Raw genomic sequence first — 21,342 nt, forward strand, 5'->3', positions numbered from 1 at the left:
TCGCCGCTCCTCCCGACGCCAAGGCAATGTGACACGCCTTGCCGACCTCAGATCACATAGCTTTTCATTAGCTAATTTTAATAAACACAGGAAGCGCGAGCGTCTATCTTCGTGATACATCAGACGGGCAAAGCCATGGCATTCCGTGCCTTGAGCCTCAAACGAAGATATATCTTATTCCAGAAACGACAATGGGCGGACCCTTGCGGATCCGCCCATTCTGTCTGTTCGAGGAGGTCAAGCGCCGAACAGGCAACTTTTATTCGGCAGCAATCCGGATGATCTCGGCGTTATGCTCTTCATGCTGCTTCAGCGGACGGTTGCCCGATAGCTTGCGGATCAACACATAGAACACCGGCGTCATGAAGATGCCGAAGAATGTCACCCCGATCATGCCGGAGAATACCGCCACGCCCATGGCCGCACGCATCTCGGCGCCCGCACCCGTCGAGGTGATCAGCGGCACGACGCCCATGATAAAGGCCATCGAGGTCATCAGGATCGGTCGCAGTCGCAGACGGCTGGCTTCCATGGCAGCCTGAACGGGCGTCCTGCCGACAAACTCCAGCTCACGGGCAAATTCGACGATCAGGATGGCGTTCTTCGCCGATAGCCCGACCAGCACCATCAACCCGATCTGGGTGAAGATGTTGTTATCACCGCCCATCAGCCACACACCGGTCAGCGCCGCAAAGACCCCCATAGGCACGATCATGACGATCGCCAGCGGCAGGGCGAGGCTTTCGTACTGCGCGGCAAGCACGAGGTACACGAGCAGCAAGGCCAGCGGGAAGATGATCAGTCCGGAATTGCCGGCGATGATCTGCTGGTAGGTCAGGTCCGTCCACTCATAGCCGATACCCTTTGGCAGAGTGTCGGCCGCAATCCGCTCTACTGCTGCCTGCGCCTGGCCGGATGAAAATCCGGGGGCTGCGCCGCCGTTGATGTCGGCAGCCAGGAAGCCGTTGTAGCGCGTCGTCCGCTCAGGTCCGGTGCTGGCCTCGACCTTTAGTAGCGCCGAAAGCGGGATCATCTGCCCTGTCGACGAGCGCACCTTCAACTGCCCGATATCGCCTGGATGAGCCCGAAACTTCGCATCCGCCTGTACACGGACACTGTAGGTACGGCCGAAAGCGTTGAAGTCGTTGACGTAGAGCGAGCCGAGATAGATCTGAAGCGTATCGAAGACATCCGTCACCGAGACACCCAGCTGCTCTGCCTTGGCGCGATCGAGGTCGGCGTAAAGCTGCGGTACGTTGATCTGGAAGCTCGAGAACAGACCCGCAAGCTCAGGCGCCTGATAGGCCTTGGCCAGAAACGCCTTGTTGGCTTCGTCGAGGGCCTGGTAGCCAAGCCCCGCCTTGTCCTCCAGCTGCAGCTTGAAGCCGCCGGTGGTGCCGAGGCCCTGGACGGGCGGCGGTGGGAACATGGCGATGAACGCTTCCTGGATGCCGCCGAACTTCTTGTTCAGCTGCATGGCGATGGCGCCGCTCGACAGATCGGGTGTCGTACGCTCCTCGAACGGCTTCAGCTTGACGAAGATGACGCCGGCATTCGACGAGTTGGTGAAGCCGTTGATCGACAGGCCGGGGAAAGCGATCGAATGCTCGACGCCCGGTTCCTTCATCGCGATCTCGCTCATGCGCTCGATGACATTCTGCGTCCGGTCGAGACTGGCCGCATCCGGCAGCTGGGCAAAACCGATCAGATACTGCTTGTCCTGGGCCGGCACAAACCCGCCCGGCACCGCCTGGAACAGGAAGTAGGTGGCACCGATCAGGGCGAGATAGACGACCATGACGACGCTTTTCATCGACAGGATGCCGCCGACCCCACGGCCATAGCCGTTTGAACCGCGCTGGAAGACCGTGTTGAATCCACGGAAGAACCAGCCAAGGCCCTTGTCCATAACCCGCGTCAGCCAGTCCTTCGGGGCATGGTGGTCCCGCAGCAGCAGCGATGCCAGCGCCGGCGACAGCGTCAGCGAGTTGAAGGCCGAGATCACCGTCGAAATGGCGATCGTCAGCGCGAACTGCCGGTAGAACTGGCCGGACAGGCCGGAGATGAACGCGAGCGGTACGAACACTGCGACGAGCACCAGGGCGATGGCAACGATCGGGCCCGACACTTCCTTCATGGCCCGGTACGTGGCATCCCTCGGCGACAGGCCGTTCTCGATGTTGCGCTCGACATTTTCGACCACGACGATGGCGTCATCGACGACGATACCGATGGCCAGTACCAGCCCGAAGAGGCTGAGTGCGTTGATCGAGAAGCCGAACATGTACATGACGCCGAAGGTACCGATGATCGACACCGGCACTGCCACCAGCGGAATGATCGACGCCCGCCATGTCTGCAGGAACAGGATGACGACAACGACAACCAGCGCGATGGCTTCGAGCAACGTGTGCACGACCTTGTCGATCGACGTGCGAACGAACTCGGTGGTGTCGTAGACGATCTCGTACTTGACGCCGTCAGGCATCGCCTGCTGCAGCTCGTTCATGGTCTTGTGGACCTCGTCCGAGATGGTGATGGCGTTGGAGCCGGGCGCTTGGAACACCGGGATGGCGACAGCCGACTTGCCGTCCAGCAGCGAGCGCAGCGAATAATCGGATGCACCGAGCTCGACGCGAGCGACATCGCGCAGGCGGGTGATCTCGCCGTTGGTACCGCTCTTGACGATGATATTGCCAAATTCCTCCGGCGTCTGCAGGCGACCCTGCGCATTGACATTAAGCTGCACGTCGATGCCGGTAAGATTCGGAGAAGCGCCGATGACGCCGGCAGCCGCCTGGACGTTCTGCGCCCGGATGGCATTGGCGATATCGTCGGCCGCAAGGCCGCGCTCGGCGGTCTTCTGCGGGTCGACCCAGACACGCATGGCATAGTCGCCCGAGCCGAAGATCTCGACCTGGCCGACGCCCTGGATGCGCGCCAGCCGATCCTTCACGTTAAGGACCGCATAGTTGCGCAAGTAGGTGATATCGTAGCGATTATCCGGCGACACCAGATGCACGACCATCATCAGGTCCGGCGAACTCTTGACGGTGTTGATGCCGAGATCGCGGACGTTCTGCGGCAACCTTGGCTCGGCCTGCGAAACGCGGTTCTGCACCAGCTGTTGCGCCTTGTCCGGGTCGGTGCCGAGCTTGAAGGTGACAGTCAGCGTCATCAGGCCGTTGGATGTGGCCTGGCTGGACATGTAGAGCATGCCCTCGACGCCATTGATCTGCTCTTCGATCGGCGTTGCCACCGTCTCGGATATGACCTTCGGGTTGGCGCCCGGATATTGCGCGGTAACGACAATCGACGGCGGCACGACTTCTGGATATTCCGAAATCGGCAGCAGCCCCATGCCGATCAATCCTCCGACGAGGATCAGGACCGACAGCACGCCGGCAAACACCGGTCGGTCGACGAAAAAGCGAGACATGTTCATGATGTGGCCCTCTCCAGGGATAACGGTGGACGCACTGCGCAGGACCACGCGGCAACTCCGCCGCAGGTCTCATGCCATTTGCAATTTTTAACTGACCGGGAGGCCCTCTCCCGGTCTTGAAGGCGCCTACTTCGAAGCGGCGACCTTCTGCTCGGGCTTCTGTTCAGGCTGCGGATCGACCAGTGCACCCGGGCGCACCCGCTGCAGTCCGTTGACGACGATACGGTCGCCGACGGCGAGACCGGCTTCGACGATACGCTGGCCGTTGTTGAGGTCGCCGAGCGTCACCTGCCGATAGACGAGCTTGTTGTCAGCGCCGACGAGGAACACGAACTTCTTGTCCTGGTCGGTGCCCACGGCCCGGTCGTTGATGACGATCTTGTTCTCCGACTTAGGCTGGCCCATGCGCACCCGCACGAACTGCCCGGGAATAAGGTGGCCGCCCGGATTGGCAAAGACGGCGCGCACACCGATGGTGCCGCTGGCCGTATCGACCTCGTTGCCGATCAGTTGCAGCTTGCCGGTGATCGGCGTGCCGCTGTCGCGTGTCGTACCGATCTCAACCGGGATCTGCTCGACTGGCGGCGCAACGCCGTCATTGGCCGTCAGTTGTGCGAGGGCGCTGGTCACGGCCTGCTCGTCGGCATTGAAGCTTGCATAGATCGGATCGACCGAAACCAGCGTCGTCAGCGCCGGCGACGCCGAGCCGGCAGCGACGAGATTGCCGACAGTCACCTCTAGCTTGCCGACACGCCCGGCGATCGGTGCGCGGACCTGCGTGTAGTCGAGGTTGAGCTGGGCGGTCTGCAGGGCTGCCTGGGCCGCCTGGACATTCGCCTGCGCTTCCGAATAGGCGCTCGCCCGTGTATCGAGGTCGCTCTGCGAAATCGTCTTGTTGTCGGAAAGGCGACGACCGCGGTCGAGCTCGAGCTTGGCAAGATCGACGCGCGAAGCGGCGGCTTCGACCTGCGCCTTTGCCTGGGCTACGGCCGCCAGATAGGGCGCCGGATCAATGGTCAGCAACAGGTCGCCGGGCTTGACCAGCGCGCCTTCGCGGAAATTGACCGACTGGATGGCACCGGCGACGCGCGGACGGATGGACACCCGTTCGATCGCTTCGAGCCGCCCGGAAAACTCCTCCCAGGCCGTGACGTCCGCAGCCGCTACCGTGGCGACGGTCACCGGAACAGCAGCAGGGGCCGCCGCCTTTGCAGGCTCACTGGCAACCGCACCGCGCGGCAGGTCGAGATAGAAGGCTGCCCCGAAAACGGACGCAGCAAGGCTTATGCCGGCGCCCCACAGGGCCCAGCGCTTGTCTTTGGTTGTCATTGCATTCTCTCCTTTTCAGCCCCGGCTTGGGATCCCGGGCTGCAGATCACTGGCTCTAATCAGCCAGGCCGAACACGAATATCGTCTACGAAGCTCTTGAAACTCTTGCGGATATCACCCTGCCAAGTTTGCTCGTCGGCCGATTGCCCGCCATAAATTCTTGCCCAGCCCATACCGGCGGACAGGATACGCTGCTGGACTGAAACGCCTGCCTTTTCCAGCAATTTGCCATATTCCACGCTCTCGTCGCGCAACGGATCGTCCTCCGCCGTCAGCAGCAAGGTCGGCGCCACGCCCGAAAGCCGCGAGCAGAACCGCGGCGCGGCATAGGGATGGCAGACACCACCGAGGAAACCCAGATAGTGGTTCCAGCCCTCGCTCCAGCGTTCGCGCATCCCGCTCTTGTCGGCGCACTGAAACGACTTGCTGCCCATGAAAGGGTCCAGCAGCGGCGAGATCAGCACCTGACCGTCGAGCATCCCAGGCATCTGGTCGCGCGCCTTGAGAGCGACGCCAGCCGCAAGGTTTCCGCCAGACTCTTCGCCGGCAACAAGCAATAACGACTTCTTGCCACCCAACTCGCGCTTGCGCGCAAGATATTCCAGGACGCCATAGGCATATTCGAGCGACTTCGGAAAACCGTTGTCGGTCGGCCCGCTGCAATCCGCATCGACGACGATGGCACCGGCATCTGCCAGGCATTCCGCAACCGGACGGCCGACATAGACCGCCTTGTCCAGAAATGCGCCGCCGTGAAGATATAGCACGACCGGCGCAGTCTTGTCGTCAAGCGAGTCACAGAACACACGCGCAGAAACCGGACCTGTGGCCACGCCTTCCAACACAACTTCCTTAAACGGGGCACGCATCGAGGGGCTCCCAACTGAGTGGATCGACCAAACGAGATCAATTCCGCCTCATCTCTTGGGTGGAACATATTGTTATTCCGTTTTACAGATAAGTCCCCTATATTCGATCAGACTATTCACGATCTCGAACAATGAGCAGCTTTCCATAAACCGGCTCAGGATTATTACAGGATGGACCAGCTTTCCGCCATGCGCGCTTTCGCTCGTGTTGTCGAAACCGGCAATTTCACGCGCGCAGCCACGACCCTGTCGATGCCGAAGGCGACGGTAACGACACTCATCCAGGGGCTCGAACAGCACCTGCACACGAAATTGCTGAACCGCACGACCCGCCGTGTCATGGTTACCACCGACGGCGCTCTTTACTACGAGCGCGCGATCCAGATCCTTTCGGAAATCGAGGAGCTCGACGGCAGCGTCAGCAATTCGCAAAGCCTGCCGAGCGGCCGGCTGCGAGTCGAAATGGCCGGCGCCTTCGCCGACGAGATCGTTATCCCGGCGCTGTGCGACTTCCACCTGCGCTATCCCGATATCCGCATCGACATGGGTGTCGGCGACCGGCTGGTGGATTATCTCGCCGAGAACGTCGACTGCGCCCTGCGCGCCGGCACCCCCACGGATCAGTCCCTGATTGCCCGGCGCGTCGGCGAAATTCCGATGGTCACCTGCGCGTCACCGCGTTACCTCGAAAAATTCGGCACGCTTCAGGCCCCTCAAGACATCGAAACCGGACACTTCGCCGTCAGCTACTTTCGCGCCCAGACGGGAAAGACGATACCGTTCGAGTTCTCCCGTGCCAACGAGACGTTTGAGATCAGCCCCACCTACATCCTGTCGGTCAATGATAGCAGAAGCTTCGTCAACGCGGCCCTGAGCGGTCTCGGCATCATCCAGGCTCCTGCCTTCATGATCCGCGAAGCGTTGGCGGATGGGAAGCTTGTGCGAATGCTTCCTGATTGGCACCGCGACCCCTTGCCCCTGCACATCGTCTATCCGCCGAACCGGCACCTCAGCAACAAGGTCCGCGTCTTCGTCGACTGGCTGGCAAAGCTGCTGGTCACCTCGCGCATCGGCGATCTCTGATGCATGACATCGACAGCCTCATCTCCGGCGCATCTGCGTGGGGCTGCTGCCGGTCAGGCGTCGGAACATGGCAATAAATGCAGACGCGCTGCCATATCCCAGTTCTTGCGCCACCCGGCGCACTGGCATGTCGGCTTCGAGCATCGCCAGCGCCGCAACCAGCTTCAATCGCTGCCGCCAGTCGTTGAACGACATTCCAAGCTCGTCCTGGCATCGCCTCGAAAGTGTCCGCTCGGTTGTTTTCATCATCCGCGCCCATTCTTCGAGGGACCGGCGATCCCCTGGCGACTCCTGCAGGGCAGACAGCACAGGTCCGAGCAACGCATCGACCGACAGCGGCAGATAGCTTTCGCAGCGCTCCGCCAGCCGTATCTGATCGACTAGCACCTGCGCCAGCCGTAGATCCTCCGTCGTTTGTGGCACGCCGACGTCGCGGATCGCAAAGTCCGCCAGTATAGCCTTCAACAGCGGACTGAGGCTGAGCGTCTGCGGAACGGGCGGCAGGTCGGCACACAACTCACGGGCGACATACACCGTGACGTAGCGAACGTCATGCCTGATCCACGCTTCATGCAGGGTGTAGGGCGGCAGCCATATGCCGTAATGCGGTGGGGAGAGATAGCGGACACCTTCGATGTCCAGTTCCGCGACGCCGACGAGCGCATAGTTCAGCTCGCCCCACTCCTGGCTCTTGGCCGGAAAGACCGTACCTCCAACGTAACTCTCGGTTCGGAAGGAGACCGGGGCTGGCGGCTCTCCGTCAAGGCGTGGGGATCGAAGGGACATGGCGGCATTCCGGGATTGGCTTTCTGGAATTCGCTATATACCACTAATCGGACAACCGCTAAACACATCCCTGCAGCAGACATCTCCATTATCATTCTGCGGGAATATCCATGGCCGACGGAAAATCCATCGAGACAGCCACGCCGCTGACCCCGGCTTCGGCCTTCGCGCCGTTTGCGACCGTGCTGATCTGGTCCGGCAACGTCATTGTCACGGAGGCGGCATTCGGCGTCATCGCTCCGGGATCGATCGCGTTTTATCGCTGGCTGATCGCTTTCCTCGTCCTGCTGCCCTTTGTCGCCAAGGCAGCCTGGCAACAGCGAGCCGTCGCGGCGCGTCACTGGTTGCAACTGGCAGTGCTAGGAGCGCTTGGCATGGTCGTCTACCAGAGCCTTGCCTATGAGGCGGCGAAGACCACGACCGCCGTCAATATGGGCGTTATGCTGGCACTGATGCCGCTGATGTCGGCGCTGCTTGCAAGCCTGCTTGCCGCGGAAAGACTATCGTTCAACCGTCTCGCCGGCGGCGCCGTATCGCTCGCCGGCCTCGTCTACCTCACGTCGCACGGCCATCCCGCCACGCTCCTGACCGGTGGATTTCACCTCGGCGATGGCCTGATGCTGATCGCGATTGCGGCAAACTCGCTCTACGGCGTCCTGCTGAAGCGCTGGACCATTCCGCTGTCGCTCTGGCTGCAGCTGTTCTGGCAGATCGCCTTTGCGACCTTGATGCTGGTTCCCGTCTGGCTGATGGGGACGATTTCGCCGATCACGACGGCAAACCTGCCGCTCATCCTCTACGCCGCCATCCCCACCTCCCTGATTGCGCCACTCTACTGGATGACGGCGATCCGCAGGCTCGGTGCCGCCCGCACCGCCCTCTTCATCAACCTGCTCCCGGTCGTCGTCGCCATTCTTGCTTGGGCTATTCTCAAGGAGGAGTTGCACGCCTACCACGCCATCGGCGGTGCACTTGCGCTGGCCGGCGTTGGCATCGGCCTTCGCCAGCGCAAACCCTCTCGCATAATGGCAAAAGCCGTCACCAACCCTGTTCAACACAGGTCGTGATCTTCCACCAAATACAATCTTAAGGCGATTTTTCTATCTTACTCATCCACTTCGACTATGACTGATAGAGTCGGTAGCGAAAGCAGCAGGCACCGTGGCCAGCGGTGCATCGAGGAAGACGGGCCTCCTCGACCCAGGCGAGGGCCTCGTTACTGAAAACGGAGGTGATCTATGTGGTACATACCGCTTAGTTTCACGTTTGTGGTAAGAAAAACCCGCACAGGCTGGTCAATGACCGTGCGGGTTAACTTTTTATCATAAAAAAATGGTGGGTGGAGTTAGCGCTCCATCCACCGCTCCAAGATATGTCGAACCAACCAATTTTGCAAGTACAGTATCAAGCTCACCGAGCCGATCCCAAGACCACCCTCGAATTTAGTTGAACTATAAAATATCTCGTGATCATATGCTTGCGAGACGGCAGGGGACCCCGCCTCAAGCCGACCAAACGAAACGGCGCCCCCGCGAGACACCCATGAACGCTGCAGCTTCCGACACGACGTTTACCGGCGAAAACGGCTTTCCGGTCGAGGAGCTGCGCGGCATGTTTCCGGCACTGCAGAAGGCCGGCGATTTTGTCTTTCTCGACAATGCCGGTGGCGCGCAGGTGCCGCAGGCTGTTGTCGACGCAGTTGCAAACCACCTCATCGACTTCAACGTCCAGCGCATGGCCAAATACCAGCACAGCCAAGGTGTCGACCGTAATCTCGATGAGGCACGCGTGACCGTTGGCTTGCTCGTCAACGCCTACCGACCGGAAGAAATCTCCTTCGGCCTAAACGCCACATCTTTCATCCGGCTCGTTAGCCTTGGCATTGCAAGGATGCTGGAGACACGCAACGAGATCATCGTCACCGACATGGACCATGACGCAAACATCGCCACCTGGATGGCGCTGGAGGCCGATGGCGCTAGGATCGTCTGGTGGCACATGCGCGAAGACGGTACGCTGCATACGGATGATCTGAAGCCGCTGCTCTCGGAGCGCACCCGCCTCGTCGCCTGCACCGTCACGGCCCATTCGATCGGCACCATCGTCGATGTCAAGACGGTCGGGCAGTTGGCTCATGCCGCCGGCGCAGAAGTCTTTCTCGATAGCGTCCACTACGGCCCGCACAGCCTGATCGATGTGCAGAACTGGAACTGCGACTATCTCGTCTGCTCCGGCTACAAGAATTTTTCGCCGCACATGGGGTTCCTGTGGGGCCGCTACGATGCGCTGGTGAAGCTGCCGACGTTCAAGGAAGACTTCATTCCGGATGTCCCGCCCTACAAGATCGAGGTCGGCACCTTCGCCTACGAGAACGTGGCCGGCATGAACGCTGCCGTCAAATATCTAGAAACCCTCGGCCGCCGCTTCCTGTCCGCCGGAGAACACTCCCGACGCGCTGCCATAGCCGCCGCCATGGGCGCCATCCGCGCCTATGAAACGACCCTGTCGCGCGAATTGCTGGCAATCCTCAAGCGTCACGGCGCAGTGATCTACGGCATCTCCGACGAGACCAACATTGCCGGTCGCGTGCCGACAATATGCTTCAACATCCCCGGCATCACGCCCCAGCAGATTGCCAGTGAAATGGGCGAAGCCGGCATCGGCCTGCGCGACGGCCACATGTTCGCCCCGCGTCTGATGAGACGTCTCGGGCTGACCATGGAACAGGGCGCGCTCAGGATTTCCATGGTGCACTACAACACCCTGGCGGAAGCCGCCCGCTTCGACCTAGTCCTCGGCAACATCATCGCCCGCCATCGGTGAAATGCATTCTCACATCCGATACCCCGCCTGCTGCAGGATCGGCAGCACGCGGTCGCAGAAATATGGCAGTTCCTGCGTGTAGTTGACGAAGGAAAGGGCTATGCCGGCATAGCCTTTTTCGCTGATCTCGATCATTTCAGCGGCGATGCTCTCCGGCGTCCCGATCAGCGGATAGCTTCCGGCACCACCTGCAAAGCGCTGGCGATAGCGGTCATAGGCTCCGGCATCATGCGATTGTGAGAACTCCTTCTTGCCTGCCATATGGGCATCGACCGCCTCGTGATCGGCCATGGTGACGGCGTAGCGCACGTAATAATCCTGCGCTTCCTGCCGGCTCTCGCGGCAGACGACATGGCAGACGGTGTAGACGCCTACATCCCGGCCTTTGGCCTCCGCCCGCTCGCGGATATCGGCAACCGGCTTTCCGGCATCCGCCATCTCCGTGAACGTGGTGAACAGGTAATCGCAATGGGCTGCGGCGAAATCCCGACCCGGACCGCCGAATGCTGCATTCATGGTCACCGGGCGAGGCATCTGCAGGCTCGCCGGCCGGCTGACTGCATCCTTCAGGCTGTAGTAGACACCGTTGAAATCGAAGGGCTGATCGGGGCCGTAGGCGCGCTCGACAATATCGAGCCACTCGGCTGCCTGATCATAGCCCTTCTCGACCAGGGGCGTGCCGAACATGCCGAATTCCTTCGGGTTCCAGCCGCAGACGATGTTGAGGCCTGCCCTGCCGCAGCTGACATGGTCGACCGTCGCCAGCGATTTTGCGGCGTAGAGCGGATGAACGAGTGGCACGTGGACTGTCATGAACAGGCCGATCTGCTTGGTCGAGGCGGCGAGCGCGGCTGCCCAGGTGAAAGTCTCGAACGACCATTCGCGCACCCTGTTGCGGCCACCGAAACCGCGCCAGCGGGCAATCGGCAGCAGGAATTCCAGCCCGGCGCGGTCGGCGATCTTTGCCGCAGCAAGATTGTCCTCCCAGCTTGCCGTCCACCGCTCCGGCACATCGGTGATCGCCAGCCCACCATCGGCATTGGTCGAAAACACGCCAAGCTTCAGCTTGTTCGGCCCCTTGAGCGGATGCTGCTTGATCATGGTTTCTCCCTCACCTTTCCAGTCAGGCTACGTGCAGGATAAAATATTTCAAGCCTAAAATAGATTTCGCTTTCGCAGACTTTGCGTTTAGGTTTATCGGTGAACAAACCAATGCCGCCATCCGGGGATCCACCATGACCAGTTTTCGCCAGCGCTGCCTCGACCGCGCTCCGCTGATCGGCACGTTCTCGGCCATCCCCCACCCTGTCGCCGTCGAAGTCGTGGCAATGGCAGGCGTCGATTTTCTCTGCATCGACTGGGAGCACGCGCAGATCAGTCGCGAGCGCATCGAGGATCTCATCCGCGCCGCCGACGTGCATCGCGTGCCTGCAATTGTCCGGGTGCCCGGCCATGCGCCGGAATCCATCGCCGCCGTTCTCGATGCTGGAGCAGCCGGCGTGCTGGTGCCGCGCATCTCCAATGCCGCAGAGGCCACGGCCGCAGTGATGGCAACGCGGTACCCGCCGGTCGGCGAGCGAGGCGTCGGCCCAGGTCGAGCCGCAGCCTACGGCTATCGCATCCCGGACTACCTCGCGACAGCCAATGAATCCCTCGTTCTCGCCATCCAGGTCGAGACGGCTGAAGGCCTTGCCAACATCGCGGAGATCGCGGCCGTCGAGGGTGTCGATGTCATTTTCATCGGCCCCGGCGACCTGTCGGTGTCGATCGATGCACTCGGGCCAGATGGCAAGGACAGGCTCGACAAGGCCATTCATGCCATCACGGAAACGGCGCTTGCAGCCGGCCGGACTGTCGGCATTTTCCGTCCTTCGACATTCGATATCGCGACCTGGTCGGCGGCCGGCATCAGTTTCTTCCTGCTGGCCAGCGACACAATGTTTCTTGGAGCCGCCATGGCGGAAAACGCTGCAAAAGCGCGCAATTCTTGCGCTTAGCAACAACCGATATTTAAGTTAGCAACATCAACGACTTGAAGCCAATTTTCAAACGTCAGAAATATGCTTTTTCCAGAGACTTTTTAAGCTTCAAATTTTTTTCTTGAAATGCCCTTCGTTTTGGATAACCATTCGAAATCAAGGGGTGATCCATGCGTCTTCCGAAACTATCGGCGACGTTCCGACATCTGAATTTCAAGGAAAAGACCGTGCCTTTACGAGCATCACCCGCAGCCGACAACGACCATTACGCTTTCGACGGCATCCGCGCCCAGATCCGCGACCTGCACACCGAGAATATTGCCGAGCTCGCCATGCGTGCACGCGAACTCGGAGATGTGATCCCGCTCTGGTACGGCGAAGGCGACATGGTAACGCCGGCTTTCATCCGCGATGCCGCCAAGCAGGCACTCGATGACGGCGCCACTTTCTACATCCCCAATATGCGCGGCTCCGGTCCGCTCAACGAAGCCCTTTCGGCCTATCAGTCGCGGCTGCACGACCGCGACATTCCGATCCAGCGTACGACGATCACGCCAGGCGGCATGCAAGCGCTTTATCTCGCCCTCCAGCTGCTGGTCGATGTCGGCAGCAATGTCGTCTACGTCGCGCCGCAGTGGCCGAACATTCACAATGCCATCCACCTGATCGGCGGCGAGCCCCGGCCGGTGCCGCTCGACTTCGACACCGACTGGCACCTCGATCTCGACAAGCTGTTTGCCCGCTGCGACGCCCGCACCCGGGCAATCTGCCTGTCGACACCCTCCAATCCGACCGGCTGGACGGCTTCGCACGACGAGATGAAGGCGCTGCTCGAGTTCAGCCGCCGGACCGGCATCTGGATCATCTCCGACGAGGTCTATGCGCGGCTCTATTTCGAAGGGATCGTTGCACCCTCGATCCTCCAGGTTGCCGATGACGGCGACCGGGTGATCTCGGTGAACAGCTTTTCAAAAGCCTGGGCGATGACCGGCTGGCGCATTGGCTGGCTCACCCACCCGTCCGGCGTCGCCGACCAGCTGGCGGCGATGACGCAATATATCAACAGCGGCACGGCCGGTATGATCCAGGCTGGAGCACTGGCTGCCGTCAGGGATGGCGAGCCGCTGGTCGAGGATGTCAGGCAGAAGATCAAGGCCGGCCTCGACCTCGCCTACGAGAAACTTCCGCAGATTCCGGGCATCGTCCTGCCGGTAAAACCGCGCGGCGGCATGTATGCGTTCTTCGCGCTCGAAGGCGAAAGCGATGCCCGCGCTGCCTGCACCCGCATCCTGGAGACCTCGCGCGTCGGCCTGGCCCCGGGCTATCTCTTCGGAGACAGCTCCCGCGCCTTCCTGCGCATGTGCATCTTCCGCGACATCGAACAGATCCGCACTGCGCTCGACCGCATGGTTGGCGCCATGACATGACGGCCAGCCCTTAAGGGCCGCGCCGATGCTACCCGCGTGGGCCAACGATGCCCACGGGTCCATAACCAGAGGGAAACAGACATGAGCCTTACGCGTCGTAATCTATTGGTGCTCGCCGCCGCCATCAGCCTTGCCGGCGGGTCGTCCATTGCCCATGCGGCAGAGACGTTGAACGTCGGTTCCTACCCGAGCAACCCGCCGTTTGAGTACAAGACGGACTCGGGCGCCTTCGAGGGCTTCGAGGTCGACATCGTCAAGGAAGCCGCCAAGCGCGCCGGAATGACCCCCGAAATCGCCGACTATGGCTTCCAGGCGCTGTTCGCCGGAACCTCGTCCAAGCGCATCGACGTTGCGATCTCGTCGATCACCATCACGCCGGAGCGGCTGAAGTCGCAGTCCTTCACCCAGCCCTACTACGATTCCGACATGGGCATCGCCGCCAAGGCCGACAGCGCCATCAAGGGCATTGCCGATCTCAAGGGCAAGACCATCGGCGTGCTGTCCGGCTCGACCGGCGCTAAATGGGTCGACGAGCATAAGGCCGCAGATGGCTTTGCAGACGTCAAGGGCTACAATGCCCAGCAGGAAATGTTCCTCGATCTCGGCGCCGGCCGGGTCCATGCCGTGGTCAGCGACGTGCCCGGCATGGAATACCTGTTCGTCAAGATGAAAGGCTTCGCCGTAAAGGAGCGCATCAAGACAGGCGAACAGTACGGCCTGATGATGACGAAGGATTCCCCACTGCTCAACAAGCTCAACGATGCCCTGACAGCGATGAAAAAAGACGGCACCTTGCAGGCGATCCACAAGAAGTGGTTTGGCAGCGATGCACCGGCTGGCTCCTCCACCGTCGTCGAAATGCCGATCCCCAAGGCTTGATCGAACCATAAACTGCCATGATCCATGCCGGTCGCCCCGAAGCCGGCATGGATGTGACGGACTGAACGCTTGCAAGACCGGTGGATACCATGTCGCTCGTCGAGACCTTCTTCAACTACGACGTCCTGATGTCGTCCATACCGGCCCTGCTGCGGGGATTGTGGAACACCATCCTGCTCGGCATGATGAGCATCCTCATCGGCGTTCCCTTCGGCCTCGTCATCAGCCTGGTCAGGCTCTATGCGCCGAAACCATTCCGGCTGCTCGCTGTTGGCTATATCGACATCCTGCGGGCGACGCCCGTCCTCGTCGTCCTCATCCTGATCTATTATGCCCTGCCGTTCCTTGGCATCAGGCTAACGTCCTGGGCATCGGCCGTCATCGCCTTTTCCATCGTCATGGCCGCCTACTCCGCCGAGGTATTCCGATCCGGCATCGAGAGCGTCGCGAGGGGCCAGTTCGAGGCAGCCTCAGCCCTCGGCCTGCCGTTCATCGTCACGCTCTACAAGGTGGTCCTGCCGCAGGCGATCCGCATCGTCATTCCGCCGATGACCAGCAATTGCGTATCGATGTTCAAGGATACCTCGCTCGCCTCGACCGTCGCCCTGCCGGAACTGTTGAAGGAAGCGCAGGACGCCCAGGCCCTCTACGCCAACCCCTCGCCCCTGATCGGCGCAGCACTCGTCTACATCATCCTGCTATGGCCAATGGTGCGACTGGTGAGCATGCTGGAAAAGCGCTTCAAGACCGAAAAGGCCCATTGAAGTCTGCGGTTGCCTGGACGGCAGACGTAGTCTCTTGGACAGCACCGGCAGCAATCATTGCGGAGTGCCTCCGCAAGAAGGCACTCCAGAGCGGAAAACATTCAGCTCCTACGCCGAACCGACTTCTGCCTTACGGCCAAGGGCGCGTTCGACGATGATCACCAGCAGGCCTGCGGCTGCCAGGCATGCGGCAAGGAAGAACATCGGCACGATCTTGCTTCCGGTGGCATCGCTGATCCACGGCACCACGTTCTGCGCGATGAAGCCACCGAGATTGCCGACCGAGTTGATGGCGGCCAGGCCCGCTGCGGCGCCGGCACCCCGGAGGAAGCGCGATGGCAGGCTCCAGAACACCGGCTGCCCGGCAAAAATGCCGGCCGCGGCGATGCAGAGAAAGATGAACTGTAGCAGCGGCGAAGTGACAAGGGCGGATAGCGTCAGGGCGATGGCGCCGACGAAAGCAGGTCCGGCGATGTAGGGTGTCTTTGCTTCCGTCTTGTCGGCAGCGGCAGGCACGACCCAGAGGGCAATCGCCACGACCACCCAAGGGATGATGTTGATGAAGCCGTTGACTGTGTTGGTGACGCCGAAGCCCTTGACGATGGTCGGCAGCCAGTAGCTCAACCCGTAGGCTGCCAGCGGAAAACCGATGTAGCAGATAGCCATCAGCATCACCCGCGGGTTGATAAGCGCCTTGAAACCGTCATCAGCAGTCCCGTCCATGCCCTGGTTTTCCTGCGCCAGCCGCTCTTTCAGCCACAGCTTTTCAGCATCGTTGAGGAATTTTGCCTCTTCCGGCCGGTCGTCCAGATAGAAGAATGTCACCAGACCCACCACGACGGCGGGGATACCGGTGGCGAGGAACACCCACTCCCAACCGGCAAGGCCGAGAAAGCCGTGCAGATCCAGCAACATGCCGCCAAGCGGCGCGCCGACAGCATTGGCGATGGCGCTGAAGATCATGAACAGGCCGACCATGCGCCCTCGATAGTTCCGGGGAAACCAGAGGGTCAGGAGAAACAGCACGCCCGGAAAGAAGCCGGCTTCGGCGACGCCGAGCAGGAAGCGCAGGATGTAGAACATCGTCATGTTCTGCGTGAATGCCAGCGCGATCGTCACCAGGCCCCAGCTGACCATGATCCGCGTGAACCACACACGGGCTCCGAACCGCGTCAGAAACAGGTTTGCCGGGATTTCGAAAATGAAATAGCCGACAAAGAACAAGGATGCACCAAGGCCATAGGCGTATTCGCTCATGCCAAGCGTATCGACCATCTGGAGCTTCGCATAGCTGACATTTTGCCGGTCGATATAGGCGATGAGGTAGAGGAGACCCAAAAACGGCATGAGCCGCCAGGTGATCTTCCTGATAAGTGCCTGTTCCGAAACCATGCCGCGTCTCCTCCTCGCAAAATAACAATCAGCCTCCCGTCACCTAGTGCCGGCGCAAAGGCTGGCAACCCTGTAAGGGAAACTTACAGTTGTGTCGCGGATTTGGTGGAGCGCCGTTTGATGCGTTAGTAGATAGAGCTGATAGTGGCAGCCCAATTCAAATTTGGAGAGAAGTGCTTCATACGTATATATTCGTGAAATAAAATAATTAATGCGATTGAGCGAATGTCGACCTGCTCACTTTATGGCCTGCCAGTAAAGATAATCCGTGTATTCCTCAGTAGTCATCTCCCGATAAACAACACCCATCGGTGAGGATTTCTTCATGAGGGGGCCATCAAGTGAGATGCCGGATTCAAGCTCAACAACACCGGTGGCAACACAAGGCTCCCACTTCTCTGTTGCCCCAAATAACCTGTTCAAAACCGCGATCATATCATCCCCTAGCTGAAATTCATGCTTAACAAACAACTAACGCGGATTGCTAGCCATCAGATGTAAGCTGGGGACAAATTTGCAGAAGTGGTATTATTGCAACTATATTTGCAATGCCAACTTTTAGAGATAACAATGCCTGTTTCACGAAAAATTTTGAGAACAGGCCAGCATGGGCGGTAATTTACAAGCGAAATTATAGTTATAATATTATATAAATGAAATTTATTAAGGTAAAAAATAAAACGGAAGGTCTGCTAAAGAAAAATATACATAATAATAGAAGAAATATCCACCACAGAATCTTTGATTTGCGTCGCCATGCGACGTCGATTGCCAATAATGCCCACTAGATTTGGCTGCTGCTCTGCCGCCAACTCTTAATCAAACTCCCCGCCCGAAAGGTGGTTGCTGACGGAGGCCTTGACGGTGCCGATGTCGGTCCAGAGTTCTGCGATGATGGACGGGTCTACGTCTCCCAGCATGTCGCGCAGCCACCCTTCGTGGGCGGCGGCCATGGCGGTGAACAGCTTTTCGCCCTTGGCCGTCAACTTGGCGACGGTCACGCGCCGGTCGCCGTGGGGCGTTTCGCGCAAAACCATGCCGTCGATTTCCAGCCGCTCGACAAGCCCCGTGACGTTGCCGTTGGTGACCATCGTCCGTTTTGAGAGCTCGCCGAGCCTCAGCCCGTCACTTTCGCGATAAAGCTGCGCCATCAGGTCGAACTGCGGCAGCGTCGCGCCGAATTCGGCCCGCAGCCGGCGGCGCACTTCCTGCGAGATCAGCTTCGTGGTCGACAGCATGCGCAACCAGAGGCGCAGTTCCTGCTTCTTGCCATCCTGGGCGCCGTGGGCAATCGCCTCCAGGTCGACAGTTTCGCTTTCTGCTTCGGCCATGATCCCCGCTCGAATTCCTGGACCGCAATCCGTGTTTCCATGGCATACGAAGCAATATTTGAAATGTCAAAGGTTTCGGGTCGGGCTGCCTTGCACGCCAGTGGATAGCATCACTTCGCCAGCATCCGGGCAAGCAGGAAGCCGGAGCCAGCTCCCGTTCCCGCCCCCGGCCAGGTGGACGCACCGCACATGTAGAGGCCGGCGACCGGCGTCCTGTAGCGCGAATATCCGGCGACGGGACGGAACAGGAAATTCTGGTCCAGGTGATGGCTGCCGGAAAGGCTGTCGCCGCCGATGAGGTTGGGGTTTTCGCGCTCGAGGTCCAAAGGCGAGACGACCGTCCGGGCGAGGATCTTGGCTCGCAGGCCCGGCGCATGGACCTCGATGATATCGATCACCCTGTCGGCGTAGTCCTCCTTGACCGCATCCCAGCTGAGCGCGCCGATCTTCGCAGCGGCGTCGCCGAGGATCTCGGCCGGAAGAACCCGCACCTGGACCCAGAGCACATGCTTTCCGGCAGGCGCCCGTGACGGATCGATGGCGGTCGGCTGGCCGACGACCAGCGCCGGCTCTACCGGCAACAGACCGGCCGCCGCTTCCGCATAGACTTTCGACATCATCTCGAGATCAGGTGCGATATGCACATAGGCAAAGCTCTTCAGCGCCTCTCCGGCCGTCCAGTCCGGCAGGCTGTCCAGCGCCAGATGGATCATCATCGTGCCGGGTCCGGCGCGGAACCGGCTGACCTTGCGATCGAAGTCCCGGCGTTTCGGATCGGCATCGAGCAGCTTGTCGAAGAGGTTCTTCGGATTGACGTTGGCGATGACGGCGCGGCTCGCCTCCAGCCGACGGCCATCGGCCAGCAGCACGCCGGTCGCCTTGCCGCCGGACACCAGCACCTTGTCCACCGCCGTCCCGAGCAGGATCTCGCCCCCGCGTGCGGTCAGCATGCCCGTCATCGCCTTGATGATCGTATCCGCACCGCCTTGTCCAATGACCATGCCAAAGGCCTGGTTGGCCATCGATTCCAGATAGGGAAACAGCGCACCGCCTGCGACATCCGGTGCAAAATCGAGGTGTAGCCCCCAGGCGGCCATCATCGTCTTAAGCTTCGCGTGACGAAACCGGGCATCGAGGAAATCGCGCGGAGAGGAAAGCAGCATGCGCACCGTGTCGTAGAGCCAGCCGCTGCCCTTTTGCCGCCAGGCCTTCCAAAGGACGTTCGCTGCTGCAAGCGAGGGCATGGGTGCACCGAGCAGCCCGAAGATGTGCGGCGCATCGGTGGTGAATTCGGAAAGCATTGCCCGCCAGGCCGCCGCGTCCTCCGGCGAAAGTGCCGCAATCGCAGCCGCCGTCTTTTCGAGATCGGTGCTGACGCCGAGATACGTGCCGTCTCGGAAGACGCTGGCGAAACAATCGGCGGCCGGTACGAAACCGAGACCGTTGGCAACGAGCTCCTGCCTGTATTGGGCAAGGAAGGCCGAACCCGCAAACATCGATAGGTTCATGGCGCAGAGATCGTGCCGAAAACCCGGTAGCGTCACCTCCGCAGTCTTGACCGCACCGCCGGCGGTCGTGCTGCCCTCGACGACTGCAACCTTCCAGCCTTTTGCGGTCAGATGTACCGCTGCCGCAAGCCCGTTATGCCCCGCCCCCACCACCACCGCGTCGTATGCCATGATCCACCTTCCGTTCCCTTATTATTTTATACATCACATGCATACATTCTGCGCCGCCGGCATCAAGGGCAGAGGTCTCGAAATCCCGTCATGGACCGCACGACGATGCGGAATTTGGCTGGAATAACGCCACTGGAGAGCCTGTTTTATAGGCCATATGCCCACCTTTGCCAAAATGTCGGGCGGCCTGAAACTTGACGCCCGAGCCGCCCCGCAAATGCTTGCAATATCATATGGTGTGACATAGGCTTGCCCCATTCAGCCGCCTGCCTGGGCGCAAGAAGGGCAGATCAATGCCCCATCCAGCACGGCGGTTTTCGTTCAAGGGGAACATACGAATGACGTCGAACACGCTTGCAAGCCTGGCCACCGCCCTCGTTTCGGGCTCCATCAAGGTCGTCGATCTCACCGCATCGCTCGGCCCCGACACCCCGGTGCTCTACCTGCCGCCGCAGTTCGGCAAGAACACGCCGAAGGTCAAGGTCCACACCATCTCGCAGTATAACGAGGATGGGCCGTTCTGGGCCTGGAACTGGCTGGAACTCGGCGAGCATACCGGCACCCATTTCGATGCACCGAGCCACTGGATCACCGGCAAGGACAACCCCCGGAACACCACAGACACCATTCCTCCGCAGAATTTCGTCGCCCCCGTGAATGTCATCGATCGTTCGAAGGAGGCCGCCGCCAACCCGGACTATCTGCTGACCGTCGACAGCATCAAGGAATGGGAAGCTGAGCACGGCGACATCGAAGCCGGATCCTGGGTATTGCTGCGCACTGACTGGTACAAGCGCAACGGTTCGACCGAGACATTCTTGAACGCCGACGAGAACGGCCCGCATTCGCCGGGTCCGACTGCCGAGGCGATCGAATATCTGCTCACCAAGGACATCATCGGCTGGGGCCAGGAAACCATCGGCACAGATGCCGGCTCGGCCGGTGGCATGAACCCGCCCTTCCCGGCCCACAACCTGATGCACAAGAACAACCGCTACGGTCTCGCCAGCCTCTGCCAGCTTGATCTTCTGCCGCCAAAGGGCGCCATTCTCATCGCCGCCCCACTGAAGATCGTCTCCGGCACCGGCTCCCCCGTCCGCGCCCTGGCCCTGATCGCCCAATAGGCGCACCATGCCCTTAGGCGCTCCCTCTCTCCGCCACCGGCAAGGCTCTTGGCCCGGGAGAGCGTCCGCCAAAGGGCACCGGGCGCTTTCGAGCCCCGCTGCGGTGAAGGGACTGGCGGAAGCAGAATCGCTGCCTCCGCCCTCCGCCGCTAGGCAAGCCGCCGCCCCATACATCCCCCACCCTCATTCCAGTGCTCGTCACAGGAATCCAGCCACGGCGCGTCTGCGCCGTGAAAAAACACTTGACCGTCCGCCACAAGCCTTCCCGCGCCCAAGGACTTGGGCGCACTGGATTCCTGTGACAAGCACAGGAATGAGGGAAACCGTGGCAACCTCCCGCCCTCCCGCAAAAGCCAGACTGGCGGAGACAGAGGCAGCAGAGGCAGCAGAGGCAGCAGAGGCAGCAGAGGCAGCAGAGGCAGCAGAGGCAGC

Annotated in this window: 17 protein-coding genes; 8 read left to right on the plus strand and 9 right to left on the minus strand. The window is 60.5% G+C overall.

The annotated features are described in order from the left end of the window. Positions 1–259: 259 nt before the first annotated feature. The 3 genes from EQW76_RS06340 to EQW76_RS06350 form a co-directional block, all read right to left on the minus strand. Positions 260–3,445, minus strand: a complete 3,186-nt coding sequence (locus tag EQW76_RS06340) for an efflux RND transporter permease subunit (RefSeq protein WP_142823548.1) — start codon at positions 3,443–3,445, stop codon at positions 260–262. 126 nt (positions 3,446–3,571) lie between these two features. Beyond that, positions 3,572–4,774 (minus strand): efflux RND transporter periplasmic adaptor subunit, encoded by a 1,203-nt coding sequence (locus EQW76_RS06345; RefSeq protein WP_142823549.1) that lies wholly within the window; start codon positions 4,772–4,774, stop codon positions 3,572–3,574. 59 nt (positions 4,775–4,833) lie between these two features. Next, entirely contained in the window at positions 4,834–5,643 is an 810-nt protein-coding gene (locus EQW76_RS06350) for an alpha/beta hydrolase (protein ID WP_142823550.1), read from the minus strand. A 171-nt stretch (positions 5,644–5,814) separates the two neighbouring features. Here EQW76_RS06350 and EQW76_RS06355 point away from each other — a divergent pair, with 171 nt between their 5' ends. Next, positions 5,815–6,726: a LysR family transcriptional regulator gene (locus EQW76_RS06355; RefSeq protein WP_142823551.1), complete on the plus strand. Its 912-nt coding sequence runs from the start codon at positions 5,815–5,817 to the stop codon at positions 6,724–6,726. A gap of 18 nt (positions 6,727–6,744) precedes the next feature. Here the strand turns inward: EQW76_RS06355 and EQW76_RS06360 are convergent, their stop codons facing one another. After that, positions 6,745–7,512, minus strand: coding sequence for a helix-turn-helix transcriptional regulator (locus tag EQW76_RS06360; protein ID WP_142823552.1), 768 nt, complete (start codon positions 7,510–7,512; stop codon positions 6,745–6,747). A gap of 110 nt (positions 7,513–7,622) precedes the next feature. On the opposite strand from EQW76_RS06360, the gene EQW76_RS06365 reads away from it, so the two are divergent. Together EQW76_RS06365 and EQW76_RS06370 are read left to right on the plus strand one after the other, a co-directional pair. Continuing rightward, positions 7,623–8,579, plus strand: a complete 957-nt coding sequence (locus tag EQW76_RS06365; RefSeq protein ID WP_142823553.1) for a DMT family transporter — start codon at positions 7,623–7,625, stop codon at positions 8,577–8,579. A 475-nt stretch (positions 8,580–9,054) separates the two neighbouring features. Continuing rightward, the gene (locus tag EQW76_RS06370; protein WP_142823554.1) at positions 9,055–10,335 is read left to right on the plus strand and encodes a cysteine desulfurase-like protein; all 1,281 of its coding nucleotides are present in this window, start codon (positions 9,055–9,057) and stop codon (positions 10,333–10,335) included. Between the two features lie 9 nt (positions 10,336–10,344). On the opposite strand, the gene EQW76_RS06375 is transcribed toward EQW76_RS06370, so the two are convergent. After that, positions 10,345–11,436, minus strand: a complete 1,092-nt coding sequence (locus tag EQW76_RS06375) for an LLM class flavin-dependent oxidoreductase (protein WP_142823555.1) — start codon at positions 11,434–11,436, stop codon at positions 10,345–10,347. Between the two features lie 134 nt (positions 11,437–11,570). On the opposite strand from EQW76_RS06375, the gene EQW76_RS06380 reads away from it, so the two are divergent. The 4 genes from EQW76_RS06380 (at position 11,571) to EQW76_RS06395 (ending at position 15,384) form a co-directional block, all read left to right on the plus strand. Then, the gene (locus tag EQW76_RS06380; protein WP_142823556.1) at positions 11,571–12,332 is read left to right on the plus strand and encodes an aldolase/citrate lyase family protein; all 762 of its coding nucleotides are present in this window, start codon (positions 11,571–11,573) and stop codon (positions 12,330–12,332) included. 152 nt (positions 12,333–12,484) lie between these two features. Then, complete coding sequence (locus EQW76_RS06385) at positions 12,485–13,741, plus strand: pyridoxal phosphate-dependent aminotransferase (RefSeq protein WP_142823557.1); 1,257 nt, start codon at positions 12,485–12,487, stop codon at positions 13,739–13,741. An 81-nt stretch (positions 13,742–13,822) separates the two neighbouring features. Further along, positions 13,823–14,620, plus strand: a complete 798-nt coding sequence (locus tag EQW76_RS06390) for an ABC transporter substrate-binding protein (protein WP_142823558.1) — start codon at positions 13,823–13,825, stop codon at positions 14,618–14,620. An 89-nt stretch (positions 14,621–14,709) separates the two neighbouring features. Further along, positions 14,710–15,384, plus strand: coding sequence for an amino acid ABC transporter permease (locus EQW76_RS06395; protein WP_142823559.1), 675 nt, complete (start codon positions 14,710–14,712; stop codon positions 15,382–15,384). 108 nt (positions 15,385–15,492) lie between these two features. On the opposite strand, the gene EQW76_RS06400 is transcribed toward EQW76_RS06395, so the two are convergent. From EQW76_RS06400 to EQW76_RS06415, 4 genes are all read right to left on the minus strand, one after another. Further along, on the minus strand, positions 15,493–16,776 hold the full coding sequence (locus EQW76_RS06400) for an MFS transporter (protein WP_142823560.1): 1,284 nt from the start codon (positions 16,774–16,776) through the stop codon (positions 15,493–15,495). Between the two features lie 237 nt (positions 16,777–17,013). Continuing rightward, the gene (locus EQW76_RS06405) at positions 17,014–17,211 is read right to left on the minus strand and encodes a hypothetical protein (protein WP_142823561.1); all 198 of its coding nucleotides are present in this window, start codon (positions 17,209–17,211) and stop codon (positions 17,014–17,016) included. Between the two features lie 380 nt (positions 17,212–17,591). Beyond that, on the minus strand, positions 17,592–18,107 hold the full coding sequence (locus EQW76_RS06410; RefSeq protein WP_111222465.1) for a MarR family transcriptional regulator: 516 nt from the start codon (positions 18,105–18,107) through the stop codon (positions 17,592–17,594). A 110-nt stretch (positions 18,108–18,217) separates the two neighbouring features. Beyond that, positions 18,218–19,786 carry an NAD(P)/FAD-dependent oxidoreductase gene (locus tag EQW76_RS06415; protein ID WP_142823562.1) on the minus strand — a complete coding sequence of 523 codons (1,569 nt, stop codon included), beginning with the start codon at positions 19,784–19,786 and terminating at the stop codon, positions 18,218–18,220. Positions 19,787–20,124: 338 nt separating this feature from the next. Between EQW76_RS06415 and EQW76_RS06420 the strand changes: the two genes are divergently transcribed. Continuing rightward, the gene (locus EQW76_RS06420; protein WP_142823563.1) at positions 20,125–20,910 is read left to right on the plus strand and encodes a cyclase family protein; all 786 of its coding nucleotides are present in this window, start codon (positions 20,125–20,127) and stop codon (positions 20,908–20,910) included. Positions 20,911–21,342 lie beyond the last annotated feature (432 nt).

It is taken from the genome of Rhizobium sp. rho-13.1, assembly GCF_007000305.1.
Lineage (GTDB): Bacteria > Pseudomonadota > Alphaproteobacteria > Rhizobiales > Rhizobiaceae > Rhizobium > Rhizobium rhododendri.

Bases quoted from the DNA above. Each gene is read 5' to 3' on its own strand.
- EQW76_RS06380 (WP_142823556.1), top strand. From the start codon at position 11,571: ATGACCAGTTTTCGCCAGCGCTGCCTCGACCGCGCTCCGCTGATCGGC.
- EQW76_RS06420 (WP_142823563.1), top strand. From the start codon at position 20,125: ATGACGTCGAACACGCTTGCAAGCCTGGCCACCGCCCTCGTTTCGGGC.
- EQW76_RS06400 (WP_142823560.1), bottom strand. From the start codon at position 16,776: ATGGTTTCGGAACAGGCACTTATCAGGAAGATCACCTGGCGGCTCATG.
- EQW76_RS06340 (WP_142823548.1), bottom strand. From the start codon at position 3,445: ATGAACATGTCTCGCTTTTTCGTCGACCGACCGGTGTTTGCCGGCGTG.
- EQW76_RS06360 (WP_142823552.1), bottom strand. From the start codon at position 7,512: ATGTCCCTTCGATCCCCACGCCTTGACGGAGAGCCGCCAGCCCCGGTC.
- EQW76_RS06405 (WP_142823561.1), bottom strand. From the start codon at position 17,211: ATGATCGCGGTTTTGAACAGGTTATTTGGGGCAACAGAGAAGTGGGAG.
- EQW76_RS06350 (WP_142823550.1), bottom strand. From the start codon at position 5,643: ATGCGTGCCCCGTTTAAGGAAGTTGTGTTGGAAGGCGTGGCCACAGGT.
- EQW76_RS06365 (WP_142823553.1), top strand. From the start codon at position 7,623: ATGGCCGACGGAAAATCCATCGAGACAGCCACGCCGCTGACCCCGGCT.
- EQW76_RS06385 (WP_142823557.1), top strand. From the start codon at position 12,485: ATGCGTCTTCCGAAACTATCGGCGACGTTCCGACATCTGAATTTCAAG.
- EQW76_RS06355 (WP_142823551.1), top strand. From the start codon at position 5,815: ATGGACCAGCTTTCCGCCATGCGCGCTTTCGCTCGTGTTGTCGAAACC.
- EQW76_RS06390 (WP_142823558.1), top strand. From the start codon at position 13,823: ATGAGCCTTACGCGTCGTAATCTATTGGTGCTCGCCGCCGCCATCAGC.
- EQW76_RS06345 (WP_142823549.1), bottom strand. From the start codon at position 4,774: ATGACAACCAAAGACAAGCGCTGGGCCCTGTGGGGCGCCGGCATAAGC.
- EQW76_RS06410 (WP_111222465.1), bottom strand. From the start codon at position 18,107: ATGGCCGAAGCAGAAAGCGAAACTGTCGACCTGGAGGCGATTGCCCAC.
- EQW76_RS06395 (WP_142823559.1), top strand. From the start codon at position 14,710: ATGTCGCTCGTCGAGACCTTCTTCAACTACGACGTCCTGATGTCGTCC.
- EQW76_RS06375 (WP_142823555.1), bottom strand. From the start codon at position 11,436: ATGATCAAGCAGCATCCGCTCAAGGGGCCGAACAAGCTGAAGCTTGGC.
- EQW76_RS06415 (WP_142823562.1), bottom strand. From the start codon at position 19,786: ATGGCATACGACGCGGTGGTGGTGGGGGCGGGGCATAACGGGCTTGCG.
- EQW76_RS06370 (WP_142823554.1), top strand. From the start codon at position 9,055: ATGAACGCTGCAGCTTCCGACACGACGTTTACCGGCGAAAACGGCTTT.